Source organism: Kitasatospora sp. RG8, assembly GCF_017813315.1.
Lineage (GTDB): Bacteria > Actinomycetota > Actinomycetes > Streptomycetales > Streptomycetaceae > Kitasatospora.
Window position 1 is genome coordinate 16,653 of record NZ_JAGIYX010000050.1, and the last position, 25,552, is coordinate 42,204.

26 protein-coding genes and 1 tRNA gene are annotated in these 25,552 nt (G+C 73.2%); 12 read left to right on the top strand and 15 right to left on the bottom strand.

Going from position 1 to position 25,552, the window contains the following annotated elements; all coding sequences use genetic code 11:
- Positions 1–301: 301 nt before the first annotated feature.
- From J5Y04_RS39270 to J5Y04_RS43815, 3 genes are all read right to left on the bottom strand, one after another.
- Positions 302–375, bottom strand: a tRNA-Pro gene (locus J5Y04_RS39270).
- Positions 376–475: 100 nt separating this feature from the next.
- On the bottom strand, positions 476–1,417 hold the full coding sequence (locus J5Y04_RS39275) for a metallophosphoesterase (RefSeq protein WP_209417330.1): 942 nt from the start codon (positions 1,415–1,417) through the stop codon (positions 476–478).
- Between the two features lie 66 nt (positions 1,418–1,483).
- On the bottom strand, positions 1,484–1,645 hold the full coding sequence (locus J5Y04_RS43815; RefSeq protein ID WP_307853532.1) for a hypothetical protein: 162 nt from the start codon (positions 1,643–1,645) through the stop codon (positions 1,484–1,486).
- 550 nt (positions 1,646–2,195) lie between these two features.
- Between J5Y04_RS43815 and J5Y04_RS39285 the strand changes: the two genes are divergently transcribed.
- Complete coding sequence (locus tag J5Y04_RS39285) at positions 2,196–2,651, top strand: GatB/YqeY domain-containing protein (RefSeq protein ID WP_148644065.1); 456 nt, start codon at positions 2,196–2,198, stop codon at positions 2,649–2,651.
- Between the two features lie 184 nt (positions 2,652–2,835).
- Here the strand turns inward: J5Y04_RS39285 and J5Y04_RS39290 are convergent, their stop codons facing one another.
- Positions 2,836–5,184: a transglycosylase domain-containing protein gene (locus tag J5Y04_RS39290; protein WP_209417331.1), complete on the bottom strand. Its 2,349-nt coding sequence runs from the start codon at positions 5,182–5,184 to the stop codon at positions 2,836–2,838.
- A 423-nt stretch (positions 5,185–5,607) separates the two neighbouring features.
- Here J5Y04_RS39290 and J5Y04_RS39295 point away from each other — a divergent pair, with 423 nt between their 5' ends.
- Entirely contained in the window at positions 5,608–5,931 is a 324-nt protein-coding gene (locus J5Y04_RS39295; RefSeq protein ID WP_033333275.1) for a WhiB family transcriptional regulator, read from the top strand.
- 152 nt (positions 5,932–6,083) lie between these two features.
- On the opposite strand, the gene J5Y04_RS39300 is transcribed toward J5Y04_RS39295, so the two are convergent.
- Both J5Y04_RS39300 and J5Y04_RS39305 read right to left on the bottom strand, forming a co-directional pair.
- The gene (locus tag J5Y04_RS39300; protein WP_374106214.1) at positions 6,084–7,274 is read right to left on the bottom strand and encodes an ArsA family ATPase; all 1,191 of its coding nucleotides are present in this window, start codon (positions 7,272–7,274) and stop codon (positions 6,084–6,086) included.
- Complete coding sequence (locus J5Y04_RS39305) at positions 7,271–8,347, bottom strand: ArsA-related P-loop ATPase (protein ID WP_209417332.1); 1,077 nt, start codon at positions 8,345–8,347, stop codon at positions 7,271–7,273. Before J5Y04_RS39305 ends, J5Y04_RS39300 begins: the two co-directional genes overlap by 4 nt.
- A gap of 227 nt (positions 8,348–8,574) precedes the next feature.
- Between J5Y04_RS39305 and J5Y04_RS39310 the strand changes: the two genes are divergently transcribed.
- From J5Y04_RS39310 to J5Y04_RS39330, 5 genes are all read left to right on the top strand, one after another.
- On the top strand, positions 8,575–8,733 hold the full coding sequence (locus J5Y04_RS39310; protein WP_094743074.1) for a DUF4177 domain-containing protein: 159 nt from the start codon (positions 8,575–8,577) through the stop codon (positions 8,731–8,733).
- Entirely contained in the window at positions 8,730–9,200 is a 471-nt protein-coding gene (locus tag J5Y04_RS39315; protein ID WP_209417333.1) for a RidA family protein, read from the top strand. The genes J5Y04_RS39310 and J5Y04_RS39315 overlap by 4 nt, the downstream gene beginning before the upstream one ends.
- A gap of 79 nt (positions 9,201–9,279) precedes the next feature.
- Positions 9,280–10,146: an NUDIX hydrolase gene (locus J5Y04_RS39320; protein WP_245206370.1), complete on the top strand. Its 867-nt coding sequence runs from the start codon at positions 9,280–9,282 to the stop codon at positions 10,144–10,146.
- Positions 10,147–10,233: 87 nt separating this feature from the next.
- Positions 10,234–10,410 carry a hypothetical protein gene (locus tag J5Y04_RS39325; protein WP_209417334.1) on the top strand — a complete coding sequence of 59 codons (177 nt, stop codon included), beginning with the start codon at positions 10,234–10,236 and terminating at the stop codon, positions 10,408–10,410.
- Positions 10,407–11,228 (top strand): MBL fold metallo-hydrolase, encoded by an 822-nt coding sequence (locus tag J5Y04_RS39330; RefSeq protein ID WP_307853533.1) that lies wholly within the window; start codon positions 10,407–10,409, stop codon positions 11,226–11,228. The genes J5Y04_RS39325 and J5Y04_RS39330 overlap by 4 nt, the downstream gene beginning before the upstream one ends.
- A gap of 141 nt (positions 11,229–11,369) precedes the next feature.
- Here the strand turns inward: J5Y04_RS39330 and J5Y04_RS39335 are convergent, their stop codons facing one another.
- Positions 11,370–12,044 (bottom strand): Crp/Fnr family transcriptional regulator, encoded by a 675-nt coding sequence (locus J5Y04_RS39335; protein ID WP_030240972.1) that lies wholly within the window; start codon positions 12,042–12,044, stop codon positions 11,370–11,372.
- A 431-nt stretch (positions 12,045–12,475) separates the two neighbouring features.
- On the opposite strand from J5Y04_RS39335, the gene J5Y04_RS39340 reads away from it, so the two are divergent.
- Positions 12,476–13,357, top strand: a complete 882-nt coding sequence (locus J5Y04_RS39340; protein ID WP_209417350.1) for an isocitrate lyase/phosphoenolpyruvate mutase family protein — start codon at positions 12,476–12,478, stop codon at positions 13,355–13,357.
- 73 nt (positions 13,358–13,430) lie between these two features.
- Here J5Y04_RS39340 and J5Y04_RS39345 read toward each other — a convergent pair whose 3' ends face one another.
- Genes J5Y04_RS39345 through J5Y04_RS39355 form a run of 3 tightly spaced genes read right to left on the bottom strand, consistent with a single transcriptional unit; the run spans position 13,431 to position 14,658 of the window.
- Entirely contained in the window at positions 13,431–13,604 is a 174-nt protein-coding gene (locus tag J5Y04_RS39345; protein WP_209417335.1) for a hypothetical protein, read from the bottom strand.
- A 5-nt stretch (positions 13,605–13,609) separates the two neighbouring features.
- A complete protein-coding gene (locus tag J5Y04_RS39350; RefSeq protein WP_209417336.1) occupies positions 13,610–14,227 on the bottom strand; it encodes a MarR family winged helix-turn-helix transcriptional regulator in 618 nt (205 codons plus the stop codon).
- Positions 14,224–14,658, bottom strand: coding sequence for an SRPBCC family protein (locus J5Y04_RS39355; protein WP_209417337.1), 435 nt, complete (start codon positions 14,656–14,658; stop codon positions 14,224–14,226). Before J5Y04_RS39355 ends, J5Y04_RS39350 begins: the two co-directional genes overlap by 4 nt.
- A gap of 363 nt (positions 14,659–15,021) precedes the next feature.
- Between J5Y04_RS39355 and J5Y04_RS39360 the strand changes: the two genes are divergently transcribed.
- The 4 genes from J5Y04_RS39360 to J5Y04_RS39375 all read left to right on the top strand — a co-directional run bounded on the left by J5Y04_RS39360 (position 15,022) and on the right by J5Y04_RS39375 (position 19,232).
- On the top strand, positions 15,022–15,987 hold the full coding sequence (locus tag J5Y04_RS39360) for a trypsin-like serine protease (protein ID WP_209417338.1): 966 nt from the start codon (positions 15,022–15,024) through the stop codon (positions 15,985–15,987).
- A 197-nt stretch (positions 15,988–16,184) separates the two neighbouring features.
- On the top strand, positions 16,185–17,108 hold the full coding sequence (nth, locus tag J5Y04_RS39365; RefSeq protein WP_245206372.1) for an endonuclease III: 924 nt from the start codon (positions 16,185–16,187) through the stop codon (positions 17,106–17,108).
- Positions 17,105–17,836, top strand: coding sequence for a CoA pyrophosphatase (locus J5Y04_RS39370; RefSeq protein ID WP_209417339.1), 732 nt, complete (start codon positions 17,105–17,107; stop codon positions 17,834–17,836). Before nth ends, J5Y04_RS39370 begins: the two co-directional genes overlap by 4 nt.
- A 211-nt stretch (positions 17,837–18,047) precedes the next feature.
- Positions 18,048–19,232, top strand: a complete 1,185-nt coding sequence (locus J5Y04_RS39375; protein ID WP_148644074.1) for a MarP family serine protease — start codon at positions 18,048–18,050, stop codon at positions 19,230–19,232.
- A gap of 587 nt (positions 19,233–19,819) precedes the next feature.
- Here J5Y04_RS39375 and J5Y04_RS39380 read toward each other — a convergent pair.
- The 5 genes from J5Y04_RS39380 to J5Y04_RS39400 form a co-directional block, all read right to left on the bottom strand.
- Positions 19,820–20,029: a hypothetical protein gene (locus J5Y04_RS39380; protein WP_209417340.1), complete on the bottom strand. Its 210-nt coding sequence runs from the start codon at positions 20,027–20,029 to the stop codon at positions 19,820–19,822.
- A 371-nt stretch (positions 20,030–20,400) separates the two neighbouring features.
- Positions 20,401–21,447 carry an alpha/beta fold hydrolase gene (locus J5Y04_RS39385; RefSeq protein ID WP_209417341.1) on the bottom strand — a complete coding sequence of 349 codons (1,047 nt, stop codon included), beginning with the start codon at positions 21,445–21,447 and terminating at the stop codon, positions 20,401–20,403.
- A gap of 260 nt (positions 21,448–21,707) precedes the next feature.
- Positions 21,708–22,184, bottom strand: a complete 477-nt coding sequence (locus tag J5Y04_RS39390; RefSeq protein WP_209417342.1) for a phage holin family protein — start codon at positions 22,182–22,184, stop codon at positions 21,708–21,710.
- A 297-nt stretch (positions 22,185–22,481) separates the two neighbouring features.
- The gene (gene nhaA, locus J5Y04_RS39395) at positions 22,482–23,888 is read right to left on the bottom strand and encodes a Na+/H+ antiporter NhaA (protein WP_209417343.1); all 1,407 of its coding nucleotides are present in this window, start codon (positions 23,886–23,888) and stop codon (positions 22,482–22,484) included.
- Between the two features lie 745 nt (positions 23,889–24,633).
- Positions 24,634–25,552 (bottom strand): AMP-binding protein (locus J5Y04_RS39400; RefSeq protein ID WP_209417344.1); only part of this gene is annotated, 919 nt, incomplete at its 5' end.

A 25,552-nucleotide genomic window follows, 5' to 3' on the forward strand; every position in this document is an offset into this window, starting at 1 on the left:
GCCGGCCGCCGCCGCGATGCCGCCGGGGCCGGACGTACTGCCCGTCCGTCAGGCTGATGCCCGAAGCACCCACGCTCCCCGCCGGGCGCCTGCCGGAGCCGCCCCCCCCGGGACGGGGCGGCACCGATCCCACGGGGTGACCTCGCTCACACGCCATCGGCCGCCCGCCCTGCCGACCCTGCCCGCCCTGGCTGGCCGTCAGCCCGGCCCCGGGGGCGAGGCCACGGCAACGGGCTTTCGCGTTTGCGCATACGTCAGAGGCCCTACCGGGTTTCTCCGATAGGGCCTCTGTACTACTGGGTCGGGGTGGCGGGATTTGAACCCACGGCCTCTTCGTCCCGAACGAAGCGCGCTACCAAGCTGCGCCACACCCCGGTCTTTCTGTTTGTCGCTCCGTCTCCTTCGCGACGAGTAGAACTCTACCGGACGCTCGCCGAGAGACGAAATCCGATTCCCGGCGAGCGTCCGGCGCAGGTCAGGGGGCCGGGGTGAGGGTGAGGAGGGTGGCCTCGGGGGGGCAGGCGAAGCGGACCGGGGTGTAGCGGTTGGTGCCGCAGCCTGCGGAGACGTGGAGGTAGGAGCGGCGGCCGCCGGCCTGGTGGGTGGAGAGGCCCTTGACCCGCTTGGCGTCGAGGTCGCAGTTGGTGACCAGGGCGCCGTAGAAGGGGATGCAGAGCTGGCCGCCGTGGGTGTGGCCGGCCAGGATCAGCGGGTAGCGGTCGGCGGTGAAGGCGTCCAGGACGCGGAGGTAGGGCGCGTGGACGACGGCGAGCGACAGGTCGGCGTCGGCGGAGGGGCCGCCGGCGACCTCGCTGTAGCGGTCGCGGCGGATGTGCGGGTCGTCGAGGCCGGTGAACTCCAGGTCGAGGCCGCCGATGTTCAGCCGGCCGCGGGCGTTGGTGAGGTCGAGCCACCCGGCCGCGTCGAAGCCGTCGCGCAGCTTCTCCCACGGGTTGTGGACGGCGCCGCTGATGCCGCGGCTCGCGGTGCCGTCGGGGTTGTTCATGCCGTGGACGCCGCTGCGCATCGCCTGGAGGTAGCGGGCCGGGTTCTTGCGGGCCGGGCCGTAGTAGTCGTTGGACCCGAAGACGTAGACGCCGGGGAACTCCATCAGCGGTCCGAGCGCGTCGAGCGTGGCCGGGACGCCGAGCGGGTCGGAGAGGTTGTCGCCGGTGTTGACCACCAGGTCGGGGCGCAGGCCCGCGAGGCTCTGCAGCCAGCGCTGCTTCTTGCCCTGCCCGCTCACCATGTGGATGTCGGAGACCTGGAGGACCCGGATCGGGCGGGCGCCCCGGGGCAGGACGGGGATCTCGATCCGGCGGAGCCGGAAGGAACGGACCTCGTACCCGACGGAGTAGGCGAGGCAGGCGGCGCCGGTGGCGGCGATTCCGAGGGGGACGGAGTACAGCGGTCGCATCGCTCCATGCTCTCAGACGGCGGATCAGCTGGTGAACGTCCGGGCGGCAGGTGGGGACACGCCCTCCTACTCCGTACGCCCCCGGTGCGGTGCCAGCTCGGCGGCGACGGCGTCGATCACGGACCGCCAGTGCTCGCGCTGCCGGGCGCGTTCGGCGGGGTCGCCGAGCCGCTCCTGGTGGAAGCGGAGCACGGTGCCGCCGCCGGCGGGTGTGACGGTCAGCTGCACGGTGGTTCCCGGCCCGGCCGGCGGGCTGCCAGGTGAGCCGGATCCGGGAGCCGGGGTGCAGGCTGCGGAGCTCGCCGGCGGAGCCGTCGGCGGCGGTGACCGGTCCGCCGACCCGGTCGCCGAGGCGGGCGCCGGGGCCGAGCCAGAGCGCGGCGCCCCCGGGGGAGGTCAGCAGGGCCCAGACGGCCTCCGGGGGGTACGGCAGGGTGCGGGAGACGCCGATCTGGAAGCCGGCGTCGCGGGTGAGCCCGACAGGGCGCTCGGCGGTCATGCGGATCACTCCTCCGTCCGGTCCGTCCGGTCCGTCCGGTCGCGGCGGGTCCGTGGCGGTCGAACCGTGTCCCGAAGCGGTCGGGCCCGTGTCCCGAAGCGGTCGGACCACGCCCCGTGGCGACCGGACCGCGTCTGCGGGGCCCGTGCGGTGGCCGGCTCCCCGGCGGCGGTCGTACAACCAGTATGGGGAGCCGCGGGAGGCGGGAGCCTGCGCGTTGCGCAGGGGCGTTGCGTTAATGGCGGGCAGCCGAACGCCGCAGGTGGGAGACTCGGGGCCATGACCACGCTCAAGGAGCAGCTGCAGGAGGACCTCACGGCTGCCATCAAGGACCGGGACGAGCTGCGCTCGTCCACCATTCGGCTCACGCTCTCCGCTGTCACCAGCGAGGAGGTGGCGGGCAAGGAGAAGCGCGAGCTGTCGGACGCCGAGGTGCTGAAGGTGCTCGCGCGTGAGGCGAAGAAGCGCCGGGAGGCCGCCGAGGCGTTCGACGGTGCGGGCCGGGTCGACCAGGCCGCCCGCGAGCGGGCGGAGGGCGAGGTGCTGGCCGGCTACCTGCCCAAGCAGCTCTCCGACGAGGAGCTGACGGCGATCGTGGCCGCCGCCGTCGCCGAGAGCGGGGCGACCGGTCCGCAGGGCATGGGCGCCGTGATGAAGCTGGTGAAGCCGAAGGTGGACGGTCTGGCCGAGGGCGGCCGCGTGGCCGCCGCCGTGAAGGCCGCGCTCACCGGCTGACGCGCCGCACGGGCACCGCCCGCACCACCGGCACAAGCACCGGCACCGTCCGCACCACCGGCACCGGCACCGGCAACAGCACCGCCCGACGCACCCGAACCGGCGCGCAGACACGAGGGCGCAGACACGAGGGCGCCCTCCGAGCGAATCGCTCGGAGGGCGCCCTTTCGCGTGTCGGTCCCGGCTAGTGCCGGCCGCCGTTTCCGTTGCCGTTCCCGTTGCCGTTCCCGCCGATGATGCCCGGCGGGAAGGTGAACCCGCCGCCGATCATCCCGCCGGGGTTGCCGCCCCCGGGGCCGCCACCCGGGTTCCCACCCGGGTTGCCGCCGCCCGTCGCCGCGGCCGCGTCGCCGTTCGGCGGGGTGGCGGGCGGGGTGGCCGGCGGGGTGGGATCGGCCTTGACGGGGTCCGGGATGTTGACGGTGGGCAGCGTCTCCAGGGGGGCGCCGCGCAGGGCCTGGTTCATCGCCATCTGCCAGATCGGTCCCGGGCCGGTGGCGCCGAAGACGCCGTCGCTGCCGTAGTAGGTGTCGCCGATCTTGATGTTCTTCATCTTCACACCGCCGGCCGGGCCGCCGAGCCAGACGGAGGTGGCGAGCTGCGGGGTGTAGCCGCTGAACCAGGCGGCCTTCTTCTCGTCGGTGGTACCGGTCTTACCGGCGATCTGCCGGCCGCCCTCCAGGCCGAGGGAGGCACCGGTGCCCTTCTCGGTCACGTTGAGCAGGACGGCGTTGAGGTTGTCCGCGGTGCTCTCGGAGTAGGCCTGGTTGCAGGTCGACTGCGGGACCTTGACGTCCTTGCCGTCCACCGTGGTGATCTTGTTGATGGCGATCGGGGTGCAGTACTTGCCGCGGGCGGCGAAGGTCGCGTAGACGTTCGCCATGGTCAGCGGGGAGAGCTCCAGGGTGCCGAGGACCATCGAGGGCACCTCGACGAACGGGTCGCCCTTGGCGGTCTGGCTGATGCCGAGCTTGTTGGCCATCTGCTTCATGGCGCAGAGGCCGACCTGCGCCTCCATCTGCACGAAGTAGGTGTTGACCGAGCGGGCCATGGCCTCCTTCAGCTCGTAGGGGCCGACCTCGCTCTCCGACTCGTTGCCGACGCTGCGGTCCTTGCCCTTGGCGGTGTTCTTCCAGGTGCCCGAGCAGGTGGACATCGTGGGGTAGTCGATCCGGTTCTGGGACGGGAACGCCTGGGTGGCGGACATCCCCGACTCCAGCGCGGCCGCGGCCAGCACCGGCTTGAACGTCGAACCGGTCTGGAAGCCGTTGCCGCCGCCCATCGACGCGTCGACGTTGAGGTTGACGACGGTCTGGTTCTTGTTCTGGTCCAGGCCGTACGGGCGGGTCTGGGCCATCGCGAGGATCTTGCCGCTCCCGGGCTCCATCATGGTGGCGGCGGCCGACACCGGGTCGGTCACCTTCACCTTGGTGGTCACGGCGTTCTGTGCGGCGGCCTGCTTGTCCGGGTCGAGGGTGGTGTAGATGTTCAGGCCGCCCTGGTCCCAGAACTTCTTCCGCTCGGCGGTGGTCTTGCCGAAGACCGGGTCCTGCTTGACCACGTGGCGCACGTAGTCGCAGAAGAAGCCCATGCCCGCGTTCGCGGTGATGCAGCCGTTCTGCGGGTCCTTGTACTTCAGGCCCAGCGGGGCGGCCTTGGCCTCCTTGGCCTGGTCCGCGGTGATGTGCTTGTTCTCGACCATCTTGTCGATGACGACGTTGCGGCGCTTGACCGTGTTCTCGGGGTAGCGCACCGGGTCGAACGACGAGGGGTTCTGCACCATGCCGGCCAGGGTGGCGGCCTCGGCGACGGTGAGGTCCTTGTTGCTCTTGCTGAAGTACCGCTGGGAGGCGGCCTCGACCCCGTAGGCCTGGTGGCCGTAGAAGGTGATGTTCAGGTAGTTGGTGAGGATCTGGTCTTTCGTCAGGTCCTCCTCCAGCTTGATCGCGACCTTCAGCTCCTGGATCTTGCGGCCCAGGGTCTTGCGCTGGGCCTCCAGGACGGCGGCCTGGTCGTCGCCGGCCTTCTCCACGTTGACGTTCTTCACGTACTGCTGGGTCAGCGTCGAAGCGCCCTGGGAGGCGGTGCCGCTCTCCGCGTTCTTGCCGACCGCACGGAGCACGCCCTTGAGGTCGACGGCGCCGTGCTCGTAGAAGCGGGCGTCCTCGATGTCGACCTGCGCCTGCCGCATGAACGGCGACATCTGGTCGGCGGCCAGGACGGTGCGGTCGCGCTCGTAGACCTTGGCGATCAGGCCGCCCTTGGCGTCGAAGATCTGGGTGGCCTGGGTCAGCGGCGGGGTCTTGAAGTCGTCCGGGATGTCCTCGAAGCTCTCCGCCGTGTTCTTGGCGGTCAGCCCGAGCGCGCCGACGGCGGGCAGGGCCATGCCGGCCAGCAGGACTCCGGAGAGCACGCTGACACCCAGGAACTTCACTCCGTGTCCCGCGAAGTCGAGCGGTGACCCGCGGCGCTGGCCGCGCGGAGCTCCGGTGTTGCCTGGGGGCTGGGGTGCCTGGGGGCGCTTCGGTGCCATGGGGAGAACCCTACGTCGCCGATTCCCCTCCATCGGGGCAGGTGTTCGCCTAGGCTTGTCACAAGCTTGCGACAGCTTCGGTGCGTCAGCATTACTCACTCTTGTGAGTGATGAGGTTTGCCCGAATTGCCCCTCTCTGGAGTGTTTTTGAGGCACCTGTCGCCAGCTGTGCCCCTGCTTTTGGTGGCACTCCGTGATCGCTCGCGTGGCGAGAGTGGTCCTCGTTTTCTTGGCAAGGCTTGCGACCTGCAGTCACTCCAACGAGTGAGCTGACCGATACCCATAGTCCAATCGGGTCATTCGAGATTGAGCCCGAAGGGGCTGTTGCAAGCTGTCGTTCTTCCGTAACGTCCTCAACTGGCAACGGTGAATATGCCGTTGCCGCCGTGGGGGAGCCTCGATTCGGGAGAGGACGGCGCCGGCATGGGCTGGGTAGACGACTGGAGTGCGCAGGCCGCCTGCCGCACTAGTGATCCGGACGAACTTTTCGTCCAGGGGGCGGCGCAGAACCGCGCCAAGGCGGTGTGCAGCGGGTGCCCCGTCCGCACGGAGTGCCTGGCGGATGCGCTGGACAACCGGGTGGAGTTCGGGGTCTGGGGTGGAATGACGGAGCGCGAGCGCCGGGCGCTGCTGCGCCGCCGGCCGACGGTGATGTCGTGGCGGCGGCTGCTGGAGACGGCCCGCACCGAGTACGAGGAGTCCCTCGCCACCGGAGTGATACTGACGGACTACGCCCAGGCGGGCTGAACACCCCGTCACCGCACACCGCGGTCCATCCCCGCGGACGTGCGCCGCGGATCCACCAGCATGGACGTGCGCCGCAGGTCCGTCACCACGGACGTGTGCCGCGGATCCACCGCCACGGACGTGCGCCGCGGGTCCGTCGCCGGACCGCGGACCTACACGGCACCGCTCAGGCGGTCGCCGATGGCCCGCAGCCCGTCCAGGTCGTGGACGTCTCCGGGCAGCGCGGCGACCTCGACGATCGGCACGTCCGGGTAGACCGAGACGAAGCGGTCGCGGGTGCGGCGCTCCCGCACCATGATCTGCATCCGCTCCGCGTGCAGCCGCAGCAGTCCGGCCGCGAGCAGCTCGGCCTCCGGGGAGGCGTTCTCCGCGCCGTTCTCCTCCAGTGCCTCGGCCGCCGCCAGCGCGCGCTCCGAGGTGAGCTGGGGGGCGCCCGTCCGGTGCACCCGGTTGAGCACCAGTCCGGCCAGCGGCATCCGGTCGGCGGCCAGGCGGTCGACGAAGTAGGCCGCCTCGCGCAGTGCGTCCCGTTCGGGCGCGGCCACCACCAGGAACGCCGTGCCCGGTGCCTTGAGCAGCTGGTACGTCCGGTCGGCGCGCTCGCGGAAACCGCCGAACATCGAGTCCATCGCGCTGACGAAGGTCTGCACGTCCGTCAGCAGCTGGGCGCCGAAGATCTTGCCCAGGGTGCCGGTGAGCAGGCCCATCCCCGCGTTCAGGAACTTCATCGCGCTGCGTCCGCCGACCTTGGCCGGCGCGGTCAGGATGCGGATCACCTTGCCGTCCAGGAAGGACCCGAGCCGGTTCGGCGCGTCCAGGAAGTCCAGCGCGGACCGGGACGGCGGGGTGTCGACGACGATGAGGTCCCACTCCTCGGCCGCGCGGAGCTGGCCGAGCTTCTCCATCGCCATGTACTCCTGGGTGCCCGCGAAGCCGGCCGAGAGCGACTGGTAGAACGGGTTCTCCATGATCGCCCGGGCCCGTTCGGGTTCGGCGTGGGCCAGCACGACCTCGTCGAAGGTCCGCTTCATGTCGAGCATCATGGCCTGGAGCTCGCCGTCGCCGTTGACGCCCTTGACCACCCGCGGGGTGTTGTCCAGCTCGGTCAGGCCCATCGACTGGGCGAGCCGGCGGGCCGGGTCGATGGTGAGCACCACGACCTTGCGGCCGCGCTCGGCGGCCCGCAGCCCGAGGGCCGCGGCGGTGGTGGTCTTGCCGACGCCGCCCGAGCCGCAGCAGACGATGATCCTGGTCTTCGGGTCGTCGATCAGCTCGTCCACGCCGAGCCTGTGCCCGCTGCCGCGCACCCCGTTGTCGCCGTTGCCCACGCCGCCCCCGCTCACGCCGCCCCCTGACGCTTCAGCTCGCCCGCCAGCCGGTAGAGCCCGCCGAGGTCCACGCCCTCGCCCAGCAGCGGAAGTTCGTAGGTGGGGAGCTTCAGCTGCTGGAGGTCGGCGCGCTGTTCGCGCTCCAGCTCCACCCGCTCGGCGTGCTCCCGGGCCTGTTCGAGAAGCGGGTCGAGCAGTGGTTCCACCGCCGCCCGGACCGTGTCCGGCCTGCGCGAACGCCCGCCGAGGCCCGCCTCGCCGAGGGCCAGCGCGACCTCCTCGCGGTGGTCCCCGTCGACGGCGGCCACGGCGGCCGCGTCCAGGACCGGAGGCCGGACCATGTTCACCAGCACCCCGCCCACCGGGAGGGCGGCCTCGCGCAGCTCGGCGAAGCCGTCGACGGTCTCCTGCACCGGCATCTCCTCCAGCAGGGTGACCAGGTGCACCGCGGTCTCCGGCGACCTCAGCACCCGCATCACGGCCTGCGCCTGGGTGTGGATCGGCCCGATCCGGGCCAGCCCGGCCACCTCGGAGTTCACGTTCAGGAAGCGGGTGAGCCGGCCGGTCGGCGGCGCGTCCATCACCACCGCGTCGTACGTGCGCCGTCCGTCCGGGCCCTTGCGCCGGGCCGCCTCGCAGGCCTTGCCGGTGAGCAGAACGTCCCGGACGCCGGGCGCGACGGTGGTGGCGAAGTCGACGAAGCCGACCTTCTGCAGCGCCTTGCCGGCCCGGCCGAGCTTGTAGAACATGTCGAGGTACTCGAGCAGCGCCTGCTCGGTGTCGATGGCGAGGGCGAAGACCTCGCCGCCGGCGGCCTCGTCCTCCGCGGGCAGCCCCAGCTGGGCGCGCGAGACCGACGCGATCCGCCGCTCCTCGTACGGCAGCGCGGCGATCCCGAACAGCTCGGCGATGCCCTGGCGGCCCTCCACCTCGATCAGCAGGGTCCGCTTGCCCTCGGCGGCGAGGGCCAGTGCCAGCGCCGCCGCCAGGGTGGTCTTCCCGGTACCGCCCTTTCCGCTGACCACGTGCAGCCGGACGCCCTCCCAGTCGGGATCGCGCCGGGCCGCCTGGCCGGGGGTGCGTGCCACGCTCCGTCTCCGTCCGTCTCCGAGGGCCGAGGGCCGAGCGTCGCCGCGGGCCGGCGCCACTCGGGCGCCATCCCGCAGGTGCCCTCCCGCGAGAGTAACCAGGGACCGCGCCGGATGCCGGGAGCATCAGGGGGGCCAGGCCTGAATCATGCCCGGTTTGTGGGCCACCTCACACGCGCGTCCGCGGGCCGCACGGCTCGCGGGGGCCGCTCGTCTAGAGTCTGGCCATGACCAAGTGGGAATACATGACGGCGCCGCTGCTCGTGCACGCGACCAAGCAGATTCTGGACAACTTCGGCGAGGACGGCTGGGAGCTCGTCCAGGTCGTGCCCGGCCCGAACCCGGAGCAGCTGGTGGCCTACTTCAAGCGGGAGAAGAACGCATGAGCAAGGTCGAGGAGAAGCTCGCCGAGCTGGGCCTGACCCTGCCGCCGGTGGCCGCACCGGTCGCCGCCTACGTGCCGGCCCTGCGCTCGGGCGAGTTCGTCTTCACCTCCGGCCAGCTGCCGATGGTGGGCGGCAAGCTGCCGAGCACCGGCAAGGTCGGCGCCGAGGTCACCCCGGAGGAGGCCAAGCAGCTCGCGCAGACCTGCGCGCTGAACGCGCTGGCCGCCATCAAGTCGGTGATCGGCGACCTGGACCAGATCGAGCGCGTCGTGAAGGTGGTCGGGTTCGTCGCCTCCGCCGCCGACTTCACCGGGCAGCCGGGCGTCATCAACGGCGCCAGCGAGCTGCTCGGCCAGGTGCTGGGCGAGGCCGGCGTGCACGCCCGCAGCGCGGTCGGCGTCGCGGTGCTGCCGCTGGACGCGCCGGTCGAGATCGAGCTCCAGGTCCGGGTCAAGGCCGGGGCCTGACCACCGGGCACCGTCCGGACAGATCACGAGGCGGGGTTGGCCCTGTCCAACCCCGCCTCCGTGCGCTTAGCATCCGGGCATGGACCATCGAGCAACGACGCTCCCGATGCCGCCGGGCTGGCCTGCCCGGATCCGGGCGGTCGAATCCGGCGAGCTGACCCCGCCGGTTCCCCGGCCCGCCGCCACCGTGGTGCTGCTGCGGGACGCGGCCGCCGGGCCGGAGGCCTACCTGCTGCGACGGCGCACCTCGATGGCCTTCGCCGCCGGCATGTACGCCTACCCGGGCGGCGGGGTGGACCCGCGCGACGCCGAGGCCGAGATCGGCTGGGCCGGCCCGGGCCCGCAGGAGTGGGCCGAGCGGCTCGGCGTGGACGCCCGGACCGCGCAGGCGGTGGTCTGCGCGGCCGTCCGCGAGACCTTCGAGGAGGCCGGCGTCCTGCTGGCCGGCCCGGACGCCGCCAGTACGGCCGAGCCCCGGGACTGGAGCGCCGAGCGCGCCGCCCTGGAGGCCCACGAACTCTCCTTCGCCGACTTCCTCCGCAAGCACGACCTGCTGCTCCGCAGTGACCTGCTGGCCTGCTGGGCCCGCTGGGTCACCCCCGAGTTCGAGGAGCGCCGGTACGACACCTGGTTCTTCGTGGCGGCCCTGCCGCCGGGCCAGCGCGCCGCGCTGGAGGTCGGCGAGGCCGACCGGGTCGCCTGGCTGACCCCGGCCGAGGCGGTCCGCGGCCACGAGGAGGGCCGGTTCGGCATGCTGCCGCCCACCGTCACGGTGCTGCGCGAGCTGCTGCCGGTGAGCGGCGCCGCCGAGGCCCTCGACGCGGCCGCGGGCCGGTCGCTGGACCCGGTCCTCGGCCGGGCCGAGGTGCGGGGCGACCGGATGACGGTCCGCTGGCCGGGGTACGAGGAGCTCACCATCGACGGGGACTTTCCCGCCGACCGCTGATGTCCGCCGACTGCTGATGTCCGCGGACCACCGAAACCCACAGACCACCGGAGTTCCGGAAACCTACCGAGGAAGGACCGACGCCCGATGACCCACAACGACGTGGCTCGCCGGACGGCGCGCTCGATGCCCGCCCGCAGCCTGACCACCCGCACCCTCCCCGGTGACGGCGACTCCGTCCCCTTCCCGGAGGTGGTGCAGCGCGCCCTCGTCCGGGCCGTTCCGTCGCGGCTGTTGCACCGGGTCAGCGAGGGCGGCCGGTGAGCGGACTCCTCCCGGGTGACCCCGCCGCCGCCATCGGCGGCGAGGCCACCCCCCGGGCACTCTGCGTGTTGGCGCCGAACCCGTCCCCGATGACGCTGGACGGCACCAACACCTGGCTGCTCTCCGAGCCCGGCTCCGACCTCGCGGTGGTCGTCGACCCGGGCCCGCTCCACGAGGGTCACCTGCGCCGGGTGATCGAGACCGCCGAGCAGCAGGGCAAGCGCATCGCGCTCACCCTGCTCACCCACGGCCACGCCGACCACTCCGAGGGCGCCGCCCGGTTCGCCGAGCTCACCGGGACGGAGGTCCGCGCCCTGGACCCGGCGTACCGGCTCGGCTCCGAGGGGCTGACCAACGGGCAGCGGCTGGACGTCGGCGGCCTCGACCTGCGGGTGGTCGCCACCCCCGGGCACACCTCGGACTCGCTGACCTTCCACCTGCCGGCCGACGGCGCGATCCTGACCGGTGACACCGTCCTGGGACGCGGCACCACGATGGTCGCCCACCCCGACGGCCGCCTCGGCGACTACCTGGACTCGCTGCGCCACCTGCACACGATGGCCTCCGAGCACGGCGTACGCACCGTGCTGCCCGGCCACGGGCCGGTGCTCGCGGACGCGCTCGGGGCCGTCGACTACTACCTCGCGCACCGGGCCGGCCGGCTCGCCCAGGTGGAGACGGCGGTCGAGGCCGGCCTGCGGACGGCGCCCGAGGTGGTGGCCCGGGTCTACGCGGACGTGGACCGCTCGCTCTGGCCGGCCGCCGAGCTGTCGGTCCTGGCCCAGCTGCAGTACCTGGAGGAGCACGGGCTGATCTGACCCGGTCCGACCCGGTCCAAGCTGCCCGACCTGGTCCGGCCCGGTCCGACCGGACCGCACACCGGCAAGCGCGAGGGCCCGTACACCCATCGGTGTACGGGCCCTCGGCGTGAGCGTGCCCGGGTGGGCGCGCCCGGACGGTCAGCGCGAGCGGCGGGAGAGGCGCTCGACGTCCATCAGGACCACCGCGCGGGCCTCCAGCTTCAGCCAGCCGCGGCCGGCGAAGTCGGCGAGCGCCTTGTTGACCGTCTCGCGGGAGGCGCCGACCAGCTGGGCCAGCTCCTCCTGGGTGAGGTCGTGGGCGACGTGGATGCCCTCCTCGGACTGCACGCCGAAGCGGCGGGAGAGGTCCAGCAGGGCCTTCGCGACGCGCCCGGGCACGTCGGAGAAGACCAGGTCGGACATCACGTCGTTGGTCCGGCGGAGCCGGCGGGCGATGGCGCGCAGCAGCGCGATCGAGACCTCGGGGCGGGCGTGCAGCCAGGGCTGGAGGTCACCGTGGCCGAGGCCGAGCAGCTTCACCTCGGTCAGCGCGCTCGCCGTGGCGGTGCGCGGGCCCGGGTCGAACAGCGACAGCTCGCCGATCATCTCGCTGGGGCCGAGGACGGCGAGCATGTTCTCGCGGCCGTCCGGCGAGGCGCGGTGCAGCTTCACCTTGCCCTCGGCGACGACGTACAGCCGGTCGCCCGGGTCGCCCTCGTGGAACAGCGACTCACCGCGGGCGAGGGTGACCTCGGTCATGGAAGCGCGCAGCTCGCCGGCCTGTTCGTCGTCGAGTGCCGCGAAGAGTGCGGCGCGCCGCAGAACGTCGTCCACGTGCTTCCTCCTTCTCGGCCGTCCGGCTGTCAAGCCCGTCGGCGCAAGTTCGTACAGTGCTCTGCATCACCAAGCATGGCGCATGTCGCTCCGATCATATGAGGAGGGGGTGCGCCGAGGTGCGCTGCGCGGGGCCATTCGTACCGCCGGTCCGGCCCGCGGAACACGCCGGCGGGCCTGTCGGCACAGGGCGGTGAGGTGCTGGTCCGCCCGCTGCGGCGCCGGGCGCTGTGCCCTTCGGCGTCGTGGGGACCCGGCCGAGGATTCGGTCTCAGCTGAATCGATGGAGGCGGTGCCGGTCCCGGGCGCAGGATTCAGGTCGTCGGCAGCCCGATGCAAGACGGCACGACCGCCCGAGAGCCCGACCGCACGAAAGACGGTGACCCCGCATGTCCACTGACACCTGCACCACGACGTCGCCCGCGTCCAGCATGACGCTCGCGTCGTCCGCGTCGTCCGCGTCGTCCGCGTCGTCCGCGTCGCTCCGGGAGCGGGCGCTGCGGCTGCGGGCGCTGGTGGCGGACGGGGTGCCCGGCGGGGTGCTCGTCCTGCCGAACGCCTGGGACGCCGGCAGCGCCGCCGTCATCGCCTCGGCCGGTGCGGCCGCGATCGCCTCCACCAGCGGCGGCGTCTCCTGGTCGCTCGGCCGCGGCGACGGCCAGCAGCTCGGCCGGCCGGAGGCGGTCGAAGCGGCCCGCCGGATCGCCGCCGCCGTCGACCTGCCGGTGACCGTCGACGCCGAGGGCGGCTACGGCCCGCGGCCCGCCGACGTCGCGGACACCGTCCGGGCGCTCATCGGCGCGGGCGCGGCCGGCGTGAACCTGGAGGACTCGACCACCCCCGGCGGCCCGCTCTTCCCGGTGGCCGAGCAGGCCGCCCGGCTGGGCGCCGCCCGGGAGGCCGCCGCCGGGGCGGGGCTTCCGGAGCTGGTGGTGAACGCCCGGACGGACGTCTTCCTGTTCGGGATCGGCCCGGCCGAGGGCCGGCTCGACGACGTGCTGGCCCGTGCGGCGGCGTACGCGGAGGCCGGGGCGGACGGCCTCTTCGTCCCCGGGCTGCTCGACCTCGACGCGCTCGCCCGGCTCTGCGCCGCGTCCCCGCTGCCGGTGAACGCGATGGCGGTCCCCGGCGGTCCGGCCGTGGCCGAACTCGCCGCCGCCGGGGTGCGGCGGATCAGCGTCGGCACCGGCCTGGCCCAGGTCGCGTACACCGCGGCCCGCCGGGCCGCCGCCGAGCTGCTCGGCGCGGGCACCCTGACGGAGCTGGACGGCGCGCTGGGCTTCGGCGAACTGGACGCGCTGTACCGGCGCTGAGCCGGACGCCCTCGACCGGGGGTGTGCCCCGGCGCCCACGGGGGAGGCGCCGGGGCACACCCGGCTGCCTCGGTCAGCACTCGCCCGGCTCCGGCAGGGCGGCCGGCCCGGCCGACCCGTCGGCCGCGGCGGGCGGTCCGAGCAGGCGCCGCACCGCCCGCCGGGCGCGCTCGCCGGCGGCCCCGGCCCGGTGGAGCCGGCGGGCGTGGTCGAGGGCCGGGGCCGGCCCGGTCGGCTCGAAGGCCACCTGCGCTACTCCTGCTCGGGCGCCTCGGCCAGGCGTCGGAGCAGGGCGCTCAGCGCCCGGCTGTCCAGCCCCGCGGCCGGCCCGCCGCCCAGTCCCTTGCCCGGGCGGTCCGCCGGGCCATCCGGCTGTTCCGCGGGTCGGAAGAAGGCCGCGTCCACCCGCTCCACCTCGACGATGGCGGCCTGCGCGAGTTCCGCCCCGCGCGGGGTGATCCGCAGTCGGCGCGCGCGGGTGTCCTGCGGGTCCGTCTCACGGTCCAGAAGGCCCTTGGCCTCCAGCTTCCGCACCAGTTGCGAGGTCATCTTCACGTCGGTCCCGGCCTGCCGGGCCAGCGCCTGCTGATTGGGTACCGCGCCCTGCTCGTTGAGCCACCAGGCACAGGAGAGCAGGACGAACTGCGCATGCGTCAGGTCGAACGGCGCCAGGGCCGCCGTGATCCGCCGCTGCCAGCGCAGCGTCGCGTGCCAGAGCCAGAAGCCCGGACTGTAGTCCGGTCCGTCGACGCCCTCGGCACCCACGGCGTCCCCGGTGGGTCCGGCGTCCCCGGTGGGTCCGGCGTCTCCGGTGCGTCCGGTGCCCTCGACGCCCCCGGCGCTCCTCCGCCCGTCCGTCGCGCCGCTCATGCGCCGTTCCCGGTGTCCCCGGCGGCGTACGCGAACAGGGCGGCCATCGCCTCGGGGAAGTCCTCCGTGATGGCGGGGCCCAGCTCCGGAGCGATCTCGTCGGCGGCCGGGCCCGAGATCTCCAGCCGGTGCACCACCTGCGTGCCGCCACCCGCGAGCGGGCTCAGCGCGTGGCTGAAGCGCAGCTCGACCCCGCCGAACTCGGTTCGGTCGGCGTACAGCGCGTTCTCCTCGATCGCCGTGATCACCGAGACGATCGGATCCTGCCCCTTCGGCGTCATCGAAACCCTGCTCCCCACCTCGAAGGGCCCGAGCAGCGACACGACCTCCATCGAGCCGTCCCAGCGCGCCCAGCCGTCGAGGTCCCGCAGGACCGCCCAGACCGCCTCCGCCGCCGATGCCGTCTCACCCGTGTACTCGTGGCTCCACATGGTCCGCATCCCCTCGTCCCGAGCCCGCCCCCTCGGCAGTTGCTCTACGCGCAGACTATCGTCGCGACGACTAACTTCACAAGGGGTCGAGGCCCGAGGAACGACCCGAGGAACAAGCCCGAGGAACCTCCATCGGCGGCCGCTTGCGACGACGCGCGTGCCGCCTTGCCGGGGGCACGCCGCCGAGCAGCGGCGGAACGGCCCGGCGGCGCACCTCGCCGCCACCGCGAAAGCCGGGGGGATAACCCCACCGCCTCCGGGCCTGCTGCCCCGACCGTGTGTCCACCGGCTACCACCGTGGCCCGATGGATCTTCGATGAGCAGGCTGAACGCGTACGCATTTCCGAGCAAAGGGAACGTTCCGTGTTCAGCCTGAAGCCGTCTCGTCGCCGTACTGCCCGCACCGCCGCCGTCGGTGCTCTGGCTGTCGCCGCCTGCGCCACCCTCATGGCGGGCAGTGCCGGTGCGATCGTCAACGGTGGCGACTCCACCGAGAGCTACCCGTTCATGGCGACGATCCCCGAGTCGGCTCCCACCCTCGGGCTGCTGGACGGCAACTGCGGAGCGTCGCTGATCGACCGGCAGTGGGTGCTGACGGCGGCACACTGCGTCACGGGCGAGGGCCTTGAGTTGGAGGGGATCGTCCGCGTCGGCAGCGACCAGCGGAAGACCGGGGGCACCGTCCGGAAGATCGACCGGACCTTCGTCCACCCCGGCTACCTGAGCGGCGAGTCGAAGGCCGCCAACAAGGACGACCTCGCGCTGGTCCGCCTCGACCGACCGGTCACCGAGCAGCCCGTCAGGATCGCCGAGCAGGCGGGGCGGCCGGGTGCCCCGACCCGGCTCCTCGGCTTCGGCACCACCGCCGACGGCCAGTTCAAGTTCCCGGACCGGCTCCAGGAGCTGAACACCCGCCTGGGTGCCGAGTCGGAGTGCGCACCCGGCTACGCGGGCCCGACCCGGCTGTGCACGATCAGCTCCACGCCCAAGGCCATGGCGTGCTTCGGGGACTCCGGCGGCCCGCAGCTCCAGAAGGGCCGGGACGAACGGTGGGAGCTCGTCGGGGTCACCTCGGGCCCCGGGGCCCCGAAGGTGCCGTGCTCCGCAGGACCGGGGCTCTACACCAGCGCGCCCGCCTACGCGGACTGGGTCCAGAGCACCATGAAGACCAACAGCGCCCAGGCGCCCGCGGAAGGCGGCTCCGACCTCGCCGAGACCGGCACGGACGGCAGCGCCGCCGCGCTCGCCGGCGTGGCCGCGGTGCTGGTCCTCGCCGGTGGCGGCACCACTGTCGCGCTGCGCCGCAGGAAGGCCCACCGCTCCGTCTGACGTGCCGTCCGGACCGGCGCCGGCGAGTGCCCGGCGCCGGTGTCGTCGCGGCCTGCGTGCAGTCGGGAGGACCCCCGGCGGACAGCCGGCGGCGGTCGGACGGGGTGCGGACGGGGGTCGGACGGGGGTGCGGAAGGCGCTCGTCCATCGGTCGTGAAGTGCCCCCGGCCGTCGACCGGGCGGCGTAGCCTTCGGGCATGGCAGAGAGCAAGGTCCGGAAGGCGGCCGCGCCGAGGGCGAAGTCCGCGCCGAAGGCGGAGTCCGCACCGAAGGCAGAGTCCGCGCCGAAGGCGAAGTCCGCGGTGAAGCCGAGGAAGCCGGAGTCGCACCTGGCGATGGTGCGGCGGGCACGGAAGATCAACCGGGAGCTGGCGGAGCTGTATCCGTACGCGCACCCGGAGCTGGACTTCGACAACCCGTTCGAGCTGCTGGTGGCCACCGTGCTGTCGGCGCAGACCACCGACCTGCGGGTGAACCAGACGACGCCCGCCCTGTTCGCGAAGTACCCGACGCCGGAGGACATGGCGGCGGCGGTGCCGGAGGAGCTGGAGGAGATCATCCGGCCGGCCGGGTTCTTCCGGGCCAAGGCGAAGTCGCTGATCGGCCTCTCGATCGCCCTGCGGGACGACTTCGGCGGCGAGGTCCCCGGCCGGCTGGCGGACCTGGTCACGCTCCCGGGCGTCGGCCGGAAGACCGCCAACGTGGTGCTGGGCAACGCGTTCGGGGTCCCGGGGATCACCGTGGACACCCACTTCGGCCGGCTGGCGCGGCGGTTCGGGTGGACGGCGGAGGAGGACCCGGAGAAGGTCGAGGCGGCCGTCGCGGAGATCTTCCCGAAGTCGGAGTGGACGATGCTCTCCCACCGGGTGGTCTTCCACGGCCGGCGGATCTGCCACTCCCGCAAGCCGGCCTGTGGTGCCTGCCCGATCGCGCCGCTCTGCCCGTCGTACGGGGAGGGCGAGCTGGACCCGGAGAAGGCGAAGAAGCTGCTCAAGTACGAGATGGGCGGGCAGCCCGGCCAGCGGCTGCGGCCGCCCGCCGACTTCCCCGGGGAGGCGGCGGCGCGGGCCGATGCCGCCGCGCACAAGGGGCAGGTCGCGGACCTGGCGGTGGCCGAGTGACCGCGAGGATCGAGCGGGACGGGCTGCCGGGGTGGCTGGAGCCGGTCCGGGACGCCGCCGAGCGGGTACTGCCCGAGCAGCTGAGCCGCTTCCTGCCGCCCGCCGAGGGCGGACGCGCCGCGGCCGTCCTGGTGCTCTTCGGCGAGGGTGAGGCCGGGCCGGACCTGCTGCTGATCGAGCGGGCCCGGTCGCTGCGCTCGCACGCCGGCCAGCCGTCCTTCCCCGGTGGCGCACTGGACCCGGAGGACGGGGACCCGGCGGGGCCCGGCCCGGTCGCGGCCGCGCTGCGCGAGGCGTGGGAGGAGACCGGCCTGGACCCGTCCGGGGTGCAGGTCTTCGCCGCCCTGCCCGCCCTCTACATCCCGGTCAGCCGCTTCGTCGTGACCCCGGTGCTGGGCTGGTGGCGCACGGAGTCGCCGGTCAGGCCGGTGGACGCGGGCGAGACCGGCGCGGTGTTCCGGGTGCCGATCGCCGAGCTGACCGACCCGGCCAACCGGGTCCGGCTGCGCCACCCCTCCGGCCACCTCGGCCCGGCCTTCGCGGTCGCCGGCCGGCTGGTCTGGGGGTTCACCGCCGGGGTGATCGACCGGGTGCTGCACCACAGCGGCCTGGAGCTGCCCTGGGACACCTCGCGGACGGTCGACCTGTCCGACGATGCGATCGAACTGGTGCAGGGCGACCTCGACCGCTCCCGTGCGCTGCTGGGCGGCGACGTCAGGAAGACGTGACCGGCCGGCGGTCCGGCGGTCCGCAGGCCGGCCTGTGGGGCGGTCCTGAGGCCGGGCCGTGCGGCGGTCCGCGCGGCCGTCCGCACGGGTCCCGGGGCCGTCCTTACGGCTTCCGTCCCCGCGGTCCGTACAGTTGTTCTCACGGCTACTGGAACGGTCGACCGCACGGCTCCCGGCACGGCCGCCCGGCCGGCCGTGGGAGGGTGTCGGGGTGAACGTCCTGGATCTGCTGCTGATCGCCGCCGCCGTGGGATTCGCCGTGTCGGGCTACCGGCAGGGCTTCGTGGTCGGCGTCATGTCGGTCCTCGGCTTCCTCGGCGGCGGCCTGATCGCCGTCCAACTGCTGCCGCTACTGCTCGACCACCTCAGCCCCGGCACCACCGCCTCGGTGATCGCCGTGGTGGTGGTCATCGTGCTCGCGGCGATCGGCCAGGCGGTCACCACCCACTTCGGCTGGAAGCTGCGTGGTCACATCGACCGGCGCCCGGCCAAGGCGCTGGACGCGGCCGGCGGCGCGGTGGTCAACGTGATCTCGATGCTGCTGGTGGCCTGGCTGATCGGGTCGGCGCTCGCCGGGACGTCCCTGCCGACCGTCTCCAAGCAGGTCCGCTCCTCGGCCGTGCTCGGCGGCGTCCAGGACGCCCTGCCGTCGGACGCGCCCAACTGGTTCTCCGACTTCTCCAAGGTGCTCGCCCGCAACGGCTTCCCGCAGGTCTTCAACCCCTTCGAGCACGAGCCGATCACCCAGGTCGACACCCCCGACCCGGCGCTGGCCGCCAGCCCGGCGGTGGCCAGGGCCAAACAGAGCCTGGTCAAGGTGGTCGGCACCGCCCCCTCCTGCGGCAAGACCCTGGAGGGCAGCGGTTTCGTCTACGCCCCGCACCGGGTGATGACCAACGCCCACGTGGTCGGCGGCGTCGACGAGCCCACCGTGCAGATCGGCGGCACCGGCCAGCTGTACGACGCGACCGTCGTCCGCTACGACTGGCAGCGCGACATCGCGATCCTGGACGTGCCCAAGCTCAACGCGCCCCCGCTCACCTTCGCGGGTGAGGCGAAGACCAACGACAGCGCGATCGTGGCGGGCTTCCCCGAGAACGGCTCGTTCAACGTCCAGCCGGCCCGTATCCGCGGCCGGATCCAGGCCAACGGCCCGGACATCTACCACCGCGGCCAGGTGGTCCGCGACGTCTACTCGGTGCGCTCGCTGGTCCGCCAGGGCAACAGCGGCGGCCCGCTGCTCACCCCGGACGGCCAGGTGTTCGGCGTGGTCTTCGCCAAGTCGCTCGACAGCGTGGACACCGGGTACGTGCTGACCGCCGCCGAGGTGCGTGAGGACGCGGCCCAGGGCAGTACGGCGACCGGCAGGGTGGACACCCAGGGCTGCGCGCTCTGAGACGCGCTGGCGTGCTCCGGCGCCCGCCAGGGGCGTGCGGCGGCTCTGGTGACGTCCGCGTCCGTGTCCGCGTTTCCCGACCCGCCCACGGCCTTGTGCACGGGCGCCGCGCCACTGCCGGACCTCGACCACCACGACGGACGATCGCCGACTCCCTCGGCCCCCGTCTCCGGGCTCCTCTGTCGCGTTGCGGCGTGGATCTCCGGGGCCCCGCCGGGCCGGCTGCCGTACGCGGCGGCGCCGGGCACGCCGACGCACCTGCGGGGCGACAGCCTGACCGGGCGGGGCGCTGACCGGGCGGGGCGCTGACCGAGGTCGGCACTGACCGAGCAGGGCACTGACCGGGCAGGGAACTGGCCGTGAAGGGGGCAGTGACCGAGCAGGGTGCACCGCTGTTCTGGCCGCACCAGGAGCGCTACGAGGCGGTGCTGATCAAGCGCGGCGGCGACGAGGTCGGGACCAGGGCGTTGGTGCCGATCGTGTCGGCGGCCGCCTTCGTGCTGCTCTGGTTCACAGCGGCCGCCGACGGTGGTCAACCGTCCTGCTTCAGGGGCCGATCTGCCGCCGGGGGCGCGCGGCGCGGGGCCTCAGGTCTCGCGCCGCAGCCGTGCGCCCACCCAGCGGGCGCGGCGGCCGAGGATGTGTGGGATGCCGAGCTGGCGCTGCGCCGAGCGCTGACGGCGGTCCACGCCGTCGTATCCGAGGTCGTCCGCCCAGTCGGGGCGGTGTCCGGACCTCTGCGAGCTGTTGTGGCGTCGGCCGCGTGGAGCGCTGTCGCGATCGGGCATCCAGGTCATACCGCAATGGATGCCCCTGGGCCGGTCGGCGTAACCGCCTGCACAGGGTCCAACTTGTCCTATGCGTTTGTCATATGAGCTCAACATCAGGGGAGTTGGGACCCATGGCCCTGGGCAGGACGCGTTCCGCACTCATCCCGTCGGCGGCGGAGCCCGCCGCCGAGGGTTCCCTGCCGGCGGGCCGCGGATGGCCGGTTCCCCCGGGGTCGGCCTCCGGGCGACCGGCCACCTGGACGCCGGACACATGGGCACCGGCCACCTGGACGCCGGACACATGGGCACCGGCCACCTGGACGCCGGACACATGGGCACCGGCCACCTGGGCACGGACACCTGGACACCGGCCACCTGGGCACCGGCCGACCAGGGCCTCAGTCCTTGTGCCGGCCGATCCAGTCCAGCAGCTCGGAGGTGAACTCCTCCGGTGCCTCCTCGTGCGGGAAGTGCCCGATCCCGGGAAGCAGCCGCCAGCGGTACGGCGCGGCCACGTACTCGCCACCGCCGAGCGCGGTGTGCGACAGCAGCACCGGGTCCGCGGCGCCCTGGACGTGCAGGGTGGGCGCGGTGATCGGCTTCTTCATCCGTCGGGCGAACTGGATGCCGTCCGGGCGCGCCATCGACCGCAGCAGCCAGCGGTAGGGCTCGATCGAGCAGTGCGCGGTGCTGGGGATCTGGATCGCCTGCCGGTACGCGGCCACCGCCGCCCGGTCCAGCTGGTTGCGGCCGGTCCAGGCGTCCAGGTAGCGGCCGACCAGTTCGCCGTCGTCGGCCACCAGGCGGCGCTCCGGTATCCACGGCCGCTGGAAGCCCAGCACGTGGTCGAAGGCGGCCATCTGGCGGCGGTCGGTCAGCAGTGCCCGGCGCAGGTCGCGCGGGTGTGCGGCGGACACCACGGTGAGGCTCTGGATCACCGACGGCCGCATCACCGCCGCCACCCAGGACAGCGTGCCGCCGGAGGCGTGGCCGACCAGGTGGGCCCGGCGTTCGCCGAGCGAGCGGATCACGCCGGTGATGTCCAGGGCGAGGTTGCCCGGGTCGTACCCGCGAGGGGTCCGGTCGCTGCCGCCGACGCCCCGCAGGTCGACCGCGACGGCCCGGTAGCCGGCCTCGGCGAGCGCGGTCAGCTGGTGGCGCCAGGCCCACCAGTACTCCGGCCAGCCGTGCACCAGCAGGACCAGCGGGCCCTTGCCCAGCTCGGCGATGTGGAACCGGGCGCCGTTGGCCGCGAGGTCGCGGTGCGTCCAGGGGCCCGCCTGCCGGACGTCCCAGGCGTGACCGGGCACGGACGCCGCGGTGCCGTCGTCGGCGACCGCGGTCACGCCGTCGGCGGCCTCGTCAACGGCGCCCTGGCCGCCCGTGCGGTCGGGGCCGGAGTCGGCGGACGGCTGCGCGGACGCGGGCTTCTGGTCAAGCGGCATACCGAGAGCGTGTCACATCCCTACGCCGGACACGCGCCCGGCACTCGTTCTCGGTGCGTCAGACCACGGGCAGGGCTGCCGTCCGTCCTGCTGCCGCCCTGCCGCCTCCCCGCCGGCGCCCTGCTCCCGGCGTACGGGCGGGCCCACGGGTGGGCGGGCGTACGGGCGGGGCGCAGGGACGGGCCGCCGGGCGGCGGGCCTACGAGAGACGGGCCGCCGGGCGGCGGGCCTACGAGAGACGGGCCGCCGGGGCGCCGGGCTTACGGGATGCGGCCCAGGGCCCGGTCGATCTCCTCCTGGGTGGCGGGGCGCGGACGGGCGTTCTTCAGCACGTCGGCGGTCTTCTGGGCGCCCTCGATGGTGCGGCGCGGCTTCTCGATCCGCTTGAACGAGCGCCAGGCCATCAGCCCGAGCAGTACCGCGAGCAGCAGGTAGGCACCGGCCACGATGAGGAAGGACCAGCCGAGCGAGACGCCCAGCGCGTGAATGCCGAAGGCCGCCGCGGCGCTCAGCATCGGGACGGAGGCCAGCGCCACCACACCGGCGACCGTCAGCGAGACGCCGCCGGAGACGCCGCGCTTGACGTCCGCCCGCAGCTCGGCCTTGGCGAGCGCGATCTCGTCGTGGACGAGTGCGGACAGGTCGGCGGTGGCCGCCGCGAACAGCTGCCCGACCGAACGCTCGCCCTCGTAGGGCGCCCGGCCGTTGCTGGACGGGTCTGCGGCTCCTGCGGGCATCAGCTGTTCTCCTCTGCGGCTGTGCGGCGTGACGCCGCCGTGCGGTGCGGTTCCGGGGGCCGGAGGGGGTCCGGAGGCGTCAGTGGACTGTCGACAGCTCAGAATCATGCCCCCAGCGGTCAGTCGCACACCACTCCGGGGCCCTGCCGGAGGGACGTGTCCCCCGTGCTAGCCCTGCTGAGGCCGTTGCGGTGGCCAATGCCGTGGCCCCTGCGGCTTACCTTGGGCGGTGTTGCCCTGGGTGGCGCTTCCCCCGGCCCCCCGGTGAGGGGCTTCCCCCGGACCGGGGCGGGCGTCTCAGCGGTGAGGGGTCGGTCCGGACGCGGCGCCGTCCTCGGGGCCGTCCTCCGCCGGATGCGGATGGTTGGCCAGCTTCGCCATCCGTGCCCGCCAGGCCGGATCGTCCTGCTGGTAGACGTCGGGGATGCCGTCGCCGTCGAGGTCGCGGTCCTCCTCCTCGCACAGCTCGCGGTAGTGCCGGTTGCGCAGCTTCAGCAGCACGGTGGCGACGACGGCGCAGAGCAGCGAGCCCACCAGGACGGCCGCCTTGGAGCGGTCGGCCAGCGCCGGATCGTCCGCGAAGGCCAGCTCGCTGATCAGCAGCGAGACGGTGAAGCCGATGCCGGCCAGCACCGAGAGGGCGAACATGTCGGCCCATTTGAGCTGCGGGTTCAGCTCGGCGCGGGTGAAGCGGGCGGTCAGCCAGGTGCCGCCGAAGATGCCGACGGTCTTGCCGACCAGCAGCCCGAGGATGATCCCGAGCGGGGTGGCCTGGGTGAACACCTCGCCCAGGGCCGGCCCGCTGATCGTCACCCCGGCGGCGAACAGGGCGAAGACGGGGACGGCGAACCCGGCGGAGATCGGACGGACCAGGTGCTCGATGTGCTCGCCGGGGGACTGCTCCTCGTCGCCCTCCCGGTGGCAGCGGAGCATCAGGCCCATCGCGACGCCGGCCACCGTGGCGTGCACGCCGCTCTCGTGCATCAGTGCCCAGTTCACGAAGGCCAGCGGGACGAAGAGGTACCAGCCGTGCACGCCGCGCCGGTGCAGGAACCAGAACAGCACCAGGCCGGCCACGGCCAGCCCGAGCGCCCAGAACTTGATGCCGGAGCTGTAGAAGATCGCGATGATCAGGATCGCGATGAGGTCGTCCACCACGGCGAGGGTGAGCAGGAAGGCCCGCAGGGGGGATGGCAGGTGGCTGCCGACCACGGCCAGCACGCCGAGCGCGAAGGCGATGTCCGTGGCGGTCGGGATGGCCCAGCCGCTCGGGTGTCCGCCGGGCCCGGAGTTGGCCAGGGCGAACAGGATCGCCGGCAGTGCGACGCCGCAGGCCGCGGCTATGACGGGTAGCAGCGCGGCGCTGGGGCTGCGCAGCTCGCCCGCCACGAACTCGCGCTTGAGCTCGATGCCGGCCACGAAGAAGAAGATCGTCAGCAGGCCGTCGTTGGCCCAGGTCTCCAGGCTGAGGTGCAGGTGCAGCGGGCCGGACGGTCCGACGGTGTAGTCGAGGACGGTCTCGTACGCGTGCGGCCAGACGTTTGCCCAGATCAGCGCCACCACCGCAGCGGCGAGCAGCAGGATGCCGCCGACCGTCTCGGTGCGCAGGGCGTCGGTGATGTACGTGCGCTCGGGGAAGGACAGCCTGCCGAGGAGCTGGCGGCGTCGGGTCGTCGGCTCGTTGACGGGCGGCTGGCTGGCCACGCGTGACCTCCTGGGGCGGGGAACGGTGTACGGATGCACCTGTGGTGCAGTGCCGACCAGACTTCCCGGCGCGCCCTGTGACGCAGCGGATTCCGCGGGGGATCCGGGAGGTGTTCCCTGGATGCTTCCGGCGGAGATCTTGATGCGTCTTTGACAGTCTAGCCGGAAGCGCAGGGAGGAATCCTTATTGTCATATTTCAGGACTCAAGGCCTAATGGCCTGCTCTGCTGCCGCGCGCGGTGTCCGACGGTGGCCGATGGCACCCGGATGGAGTCGGCCGAATGCAGACGGTCGAGTGCAGACTGGTGAACGCCTCCCTGCCGTCGATCGCAGGCGCTGCCCCGTCCGGGTGGCGCGTTTCCTCCTTCCCGGCGCCGTACCGTCGAGGCGCAGCCATGTACCGGAGGCACGACGACGCCCAGGTCGCCCCTCCCAACCCTTCCTCCTGCCCGCCCGGCGGCGCAGCCCGTCCGCGGAGCGGCCCGGGTCCGAAGCGTCCGCGCCCGCCGACGGGGCAGCCCGGTCGAGCGCGACCGATGAACGGTTCAGTCACCCGTCTGTCTGCCGCGGACATCGCTGGGGCCGCGGGGGGCGGTCGTCGTTGGGGCCGCGGAGGCCGGGCGCGGTTCGGCGTCGGACGGGTAGGCCGGCCGGCGCCTGCCATTTCCGGCGGGAGGGGGGTACGCCAACGGCGGTGCACCGGGTGGTTGTGGCCGCCCGGTGCACCGCCGTTCGCGGTGGTGTGTCAGCCCTGGCTGCCCGCGGGCGGGAGCTGGGACTGGATCAGGTTCATCACCGTGCTGTCGGCCAGCGTGGTGGTGTCGCCGACCTCGCGGCCCTCGGCGATGTCGCGCAGCAGGCGGCGCATGATCTTGCCGGAGCGGGTCTTCGGCAGCTCGCCGACCACCTTGACCTGCTTCGGCTTGGCGATCGGGCCCAGGGTGCGGCCGACGTGCGCCCGCAGTTCCTCGACCAGCTCGGGGCTCTCGGTGGCGGTGCCGCGCAGGATGACGAAGGCGACGATGGCCTGGCCGGTGGTGGCGTCGGTGGCGCCGACCACGGCGGACTCGGCGACGGACGGGTGGCCGACCAGGGCCGACTCGACCTCGGTGGTCGAGATGTTGTGGCCGGAGACCAGCATGACGTCGTCGACCCGGCCGAGCAGCCAGATGTCGCCGTCCTCGTCCTTCTTGGCGCCGTCACCCGCGAAGTAGCGGCCCTCGAAGCGCGACCAGTAGGTGTCGATGTAGCGCTGGTCGTCGCCCCAGATGGTGCGCAGCATGGAGGGCCAGGGTTCGGTGAGGATGAGGTAGCCGCCGGAGCCGTTGGGGACCTCGCGGGCCTCGTCGTCGACGACGGTGGCGGCGATGCCGGGCAGGGCGCGTTGGGCGGAGCCGGGCTTGGTCTCGGTGACGCCGGGGAGTGGGCTGATCATGATGGCGCCGGTTTCGGTCTGCCACCAGGTGTCGACGATCGGGGTCTTGCCGGCGCCGATGTGTTCGCGGTACCAGATCCAGGCCTCGGGGTTGATCGGCTCGCCGACGCTGCCCAGGACCCGCAGGGAGGAGAGGTCGAACTTGGCGGGGATGTCGTCTCCCCACTTCATGAAGGTGCGGATCGCGGTGGGGGCGGTGTAGAGGATGGTGACGCCGTACTTCTGGACG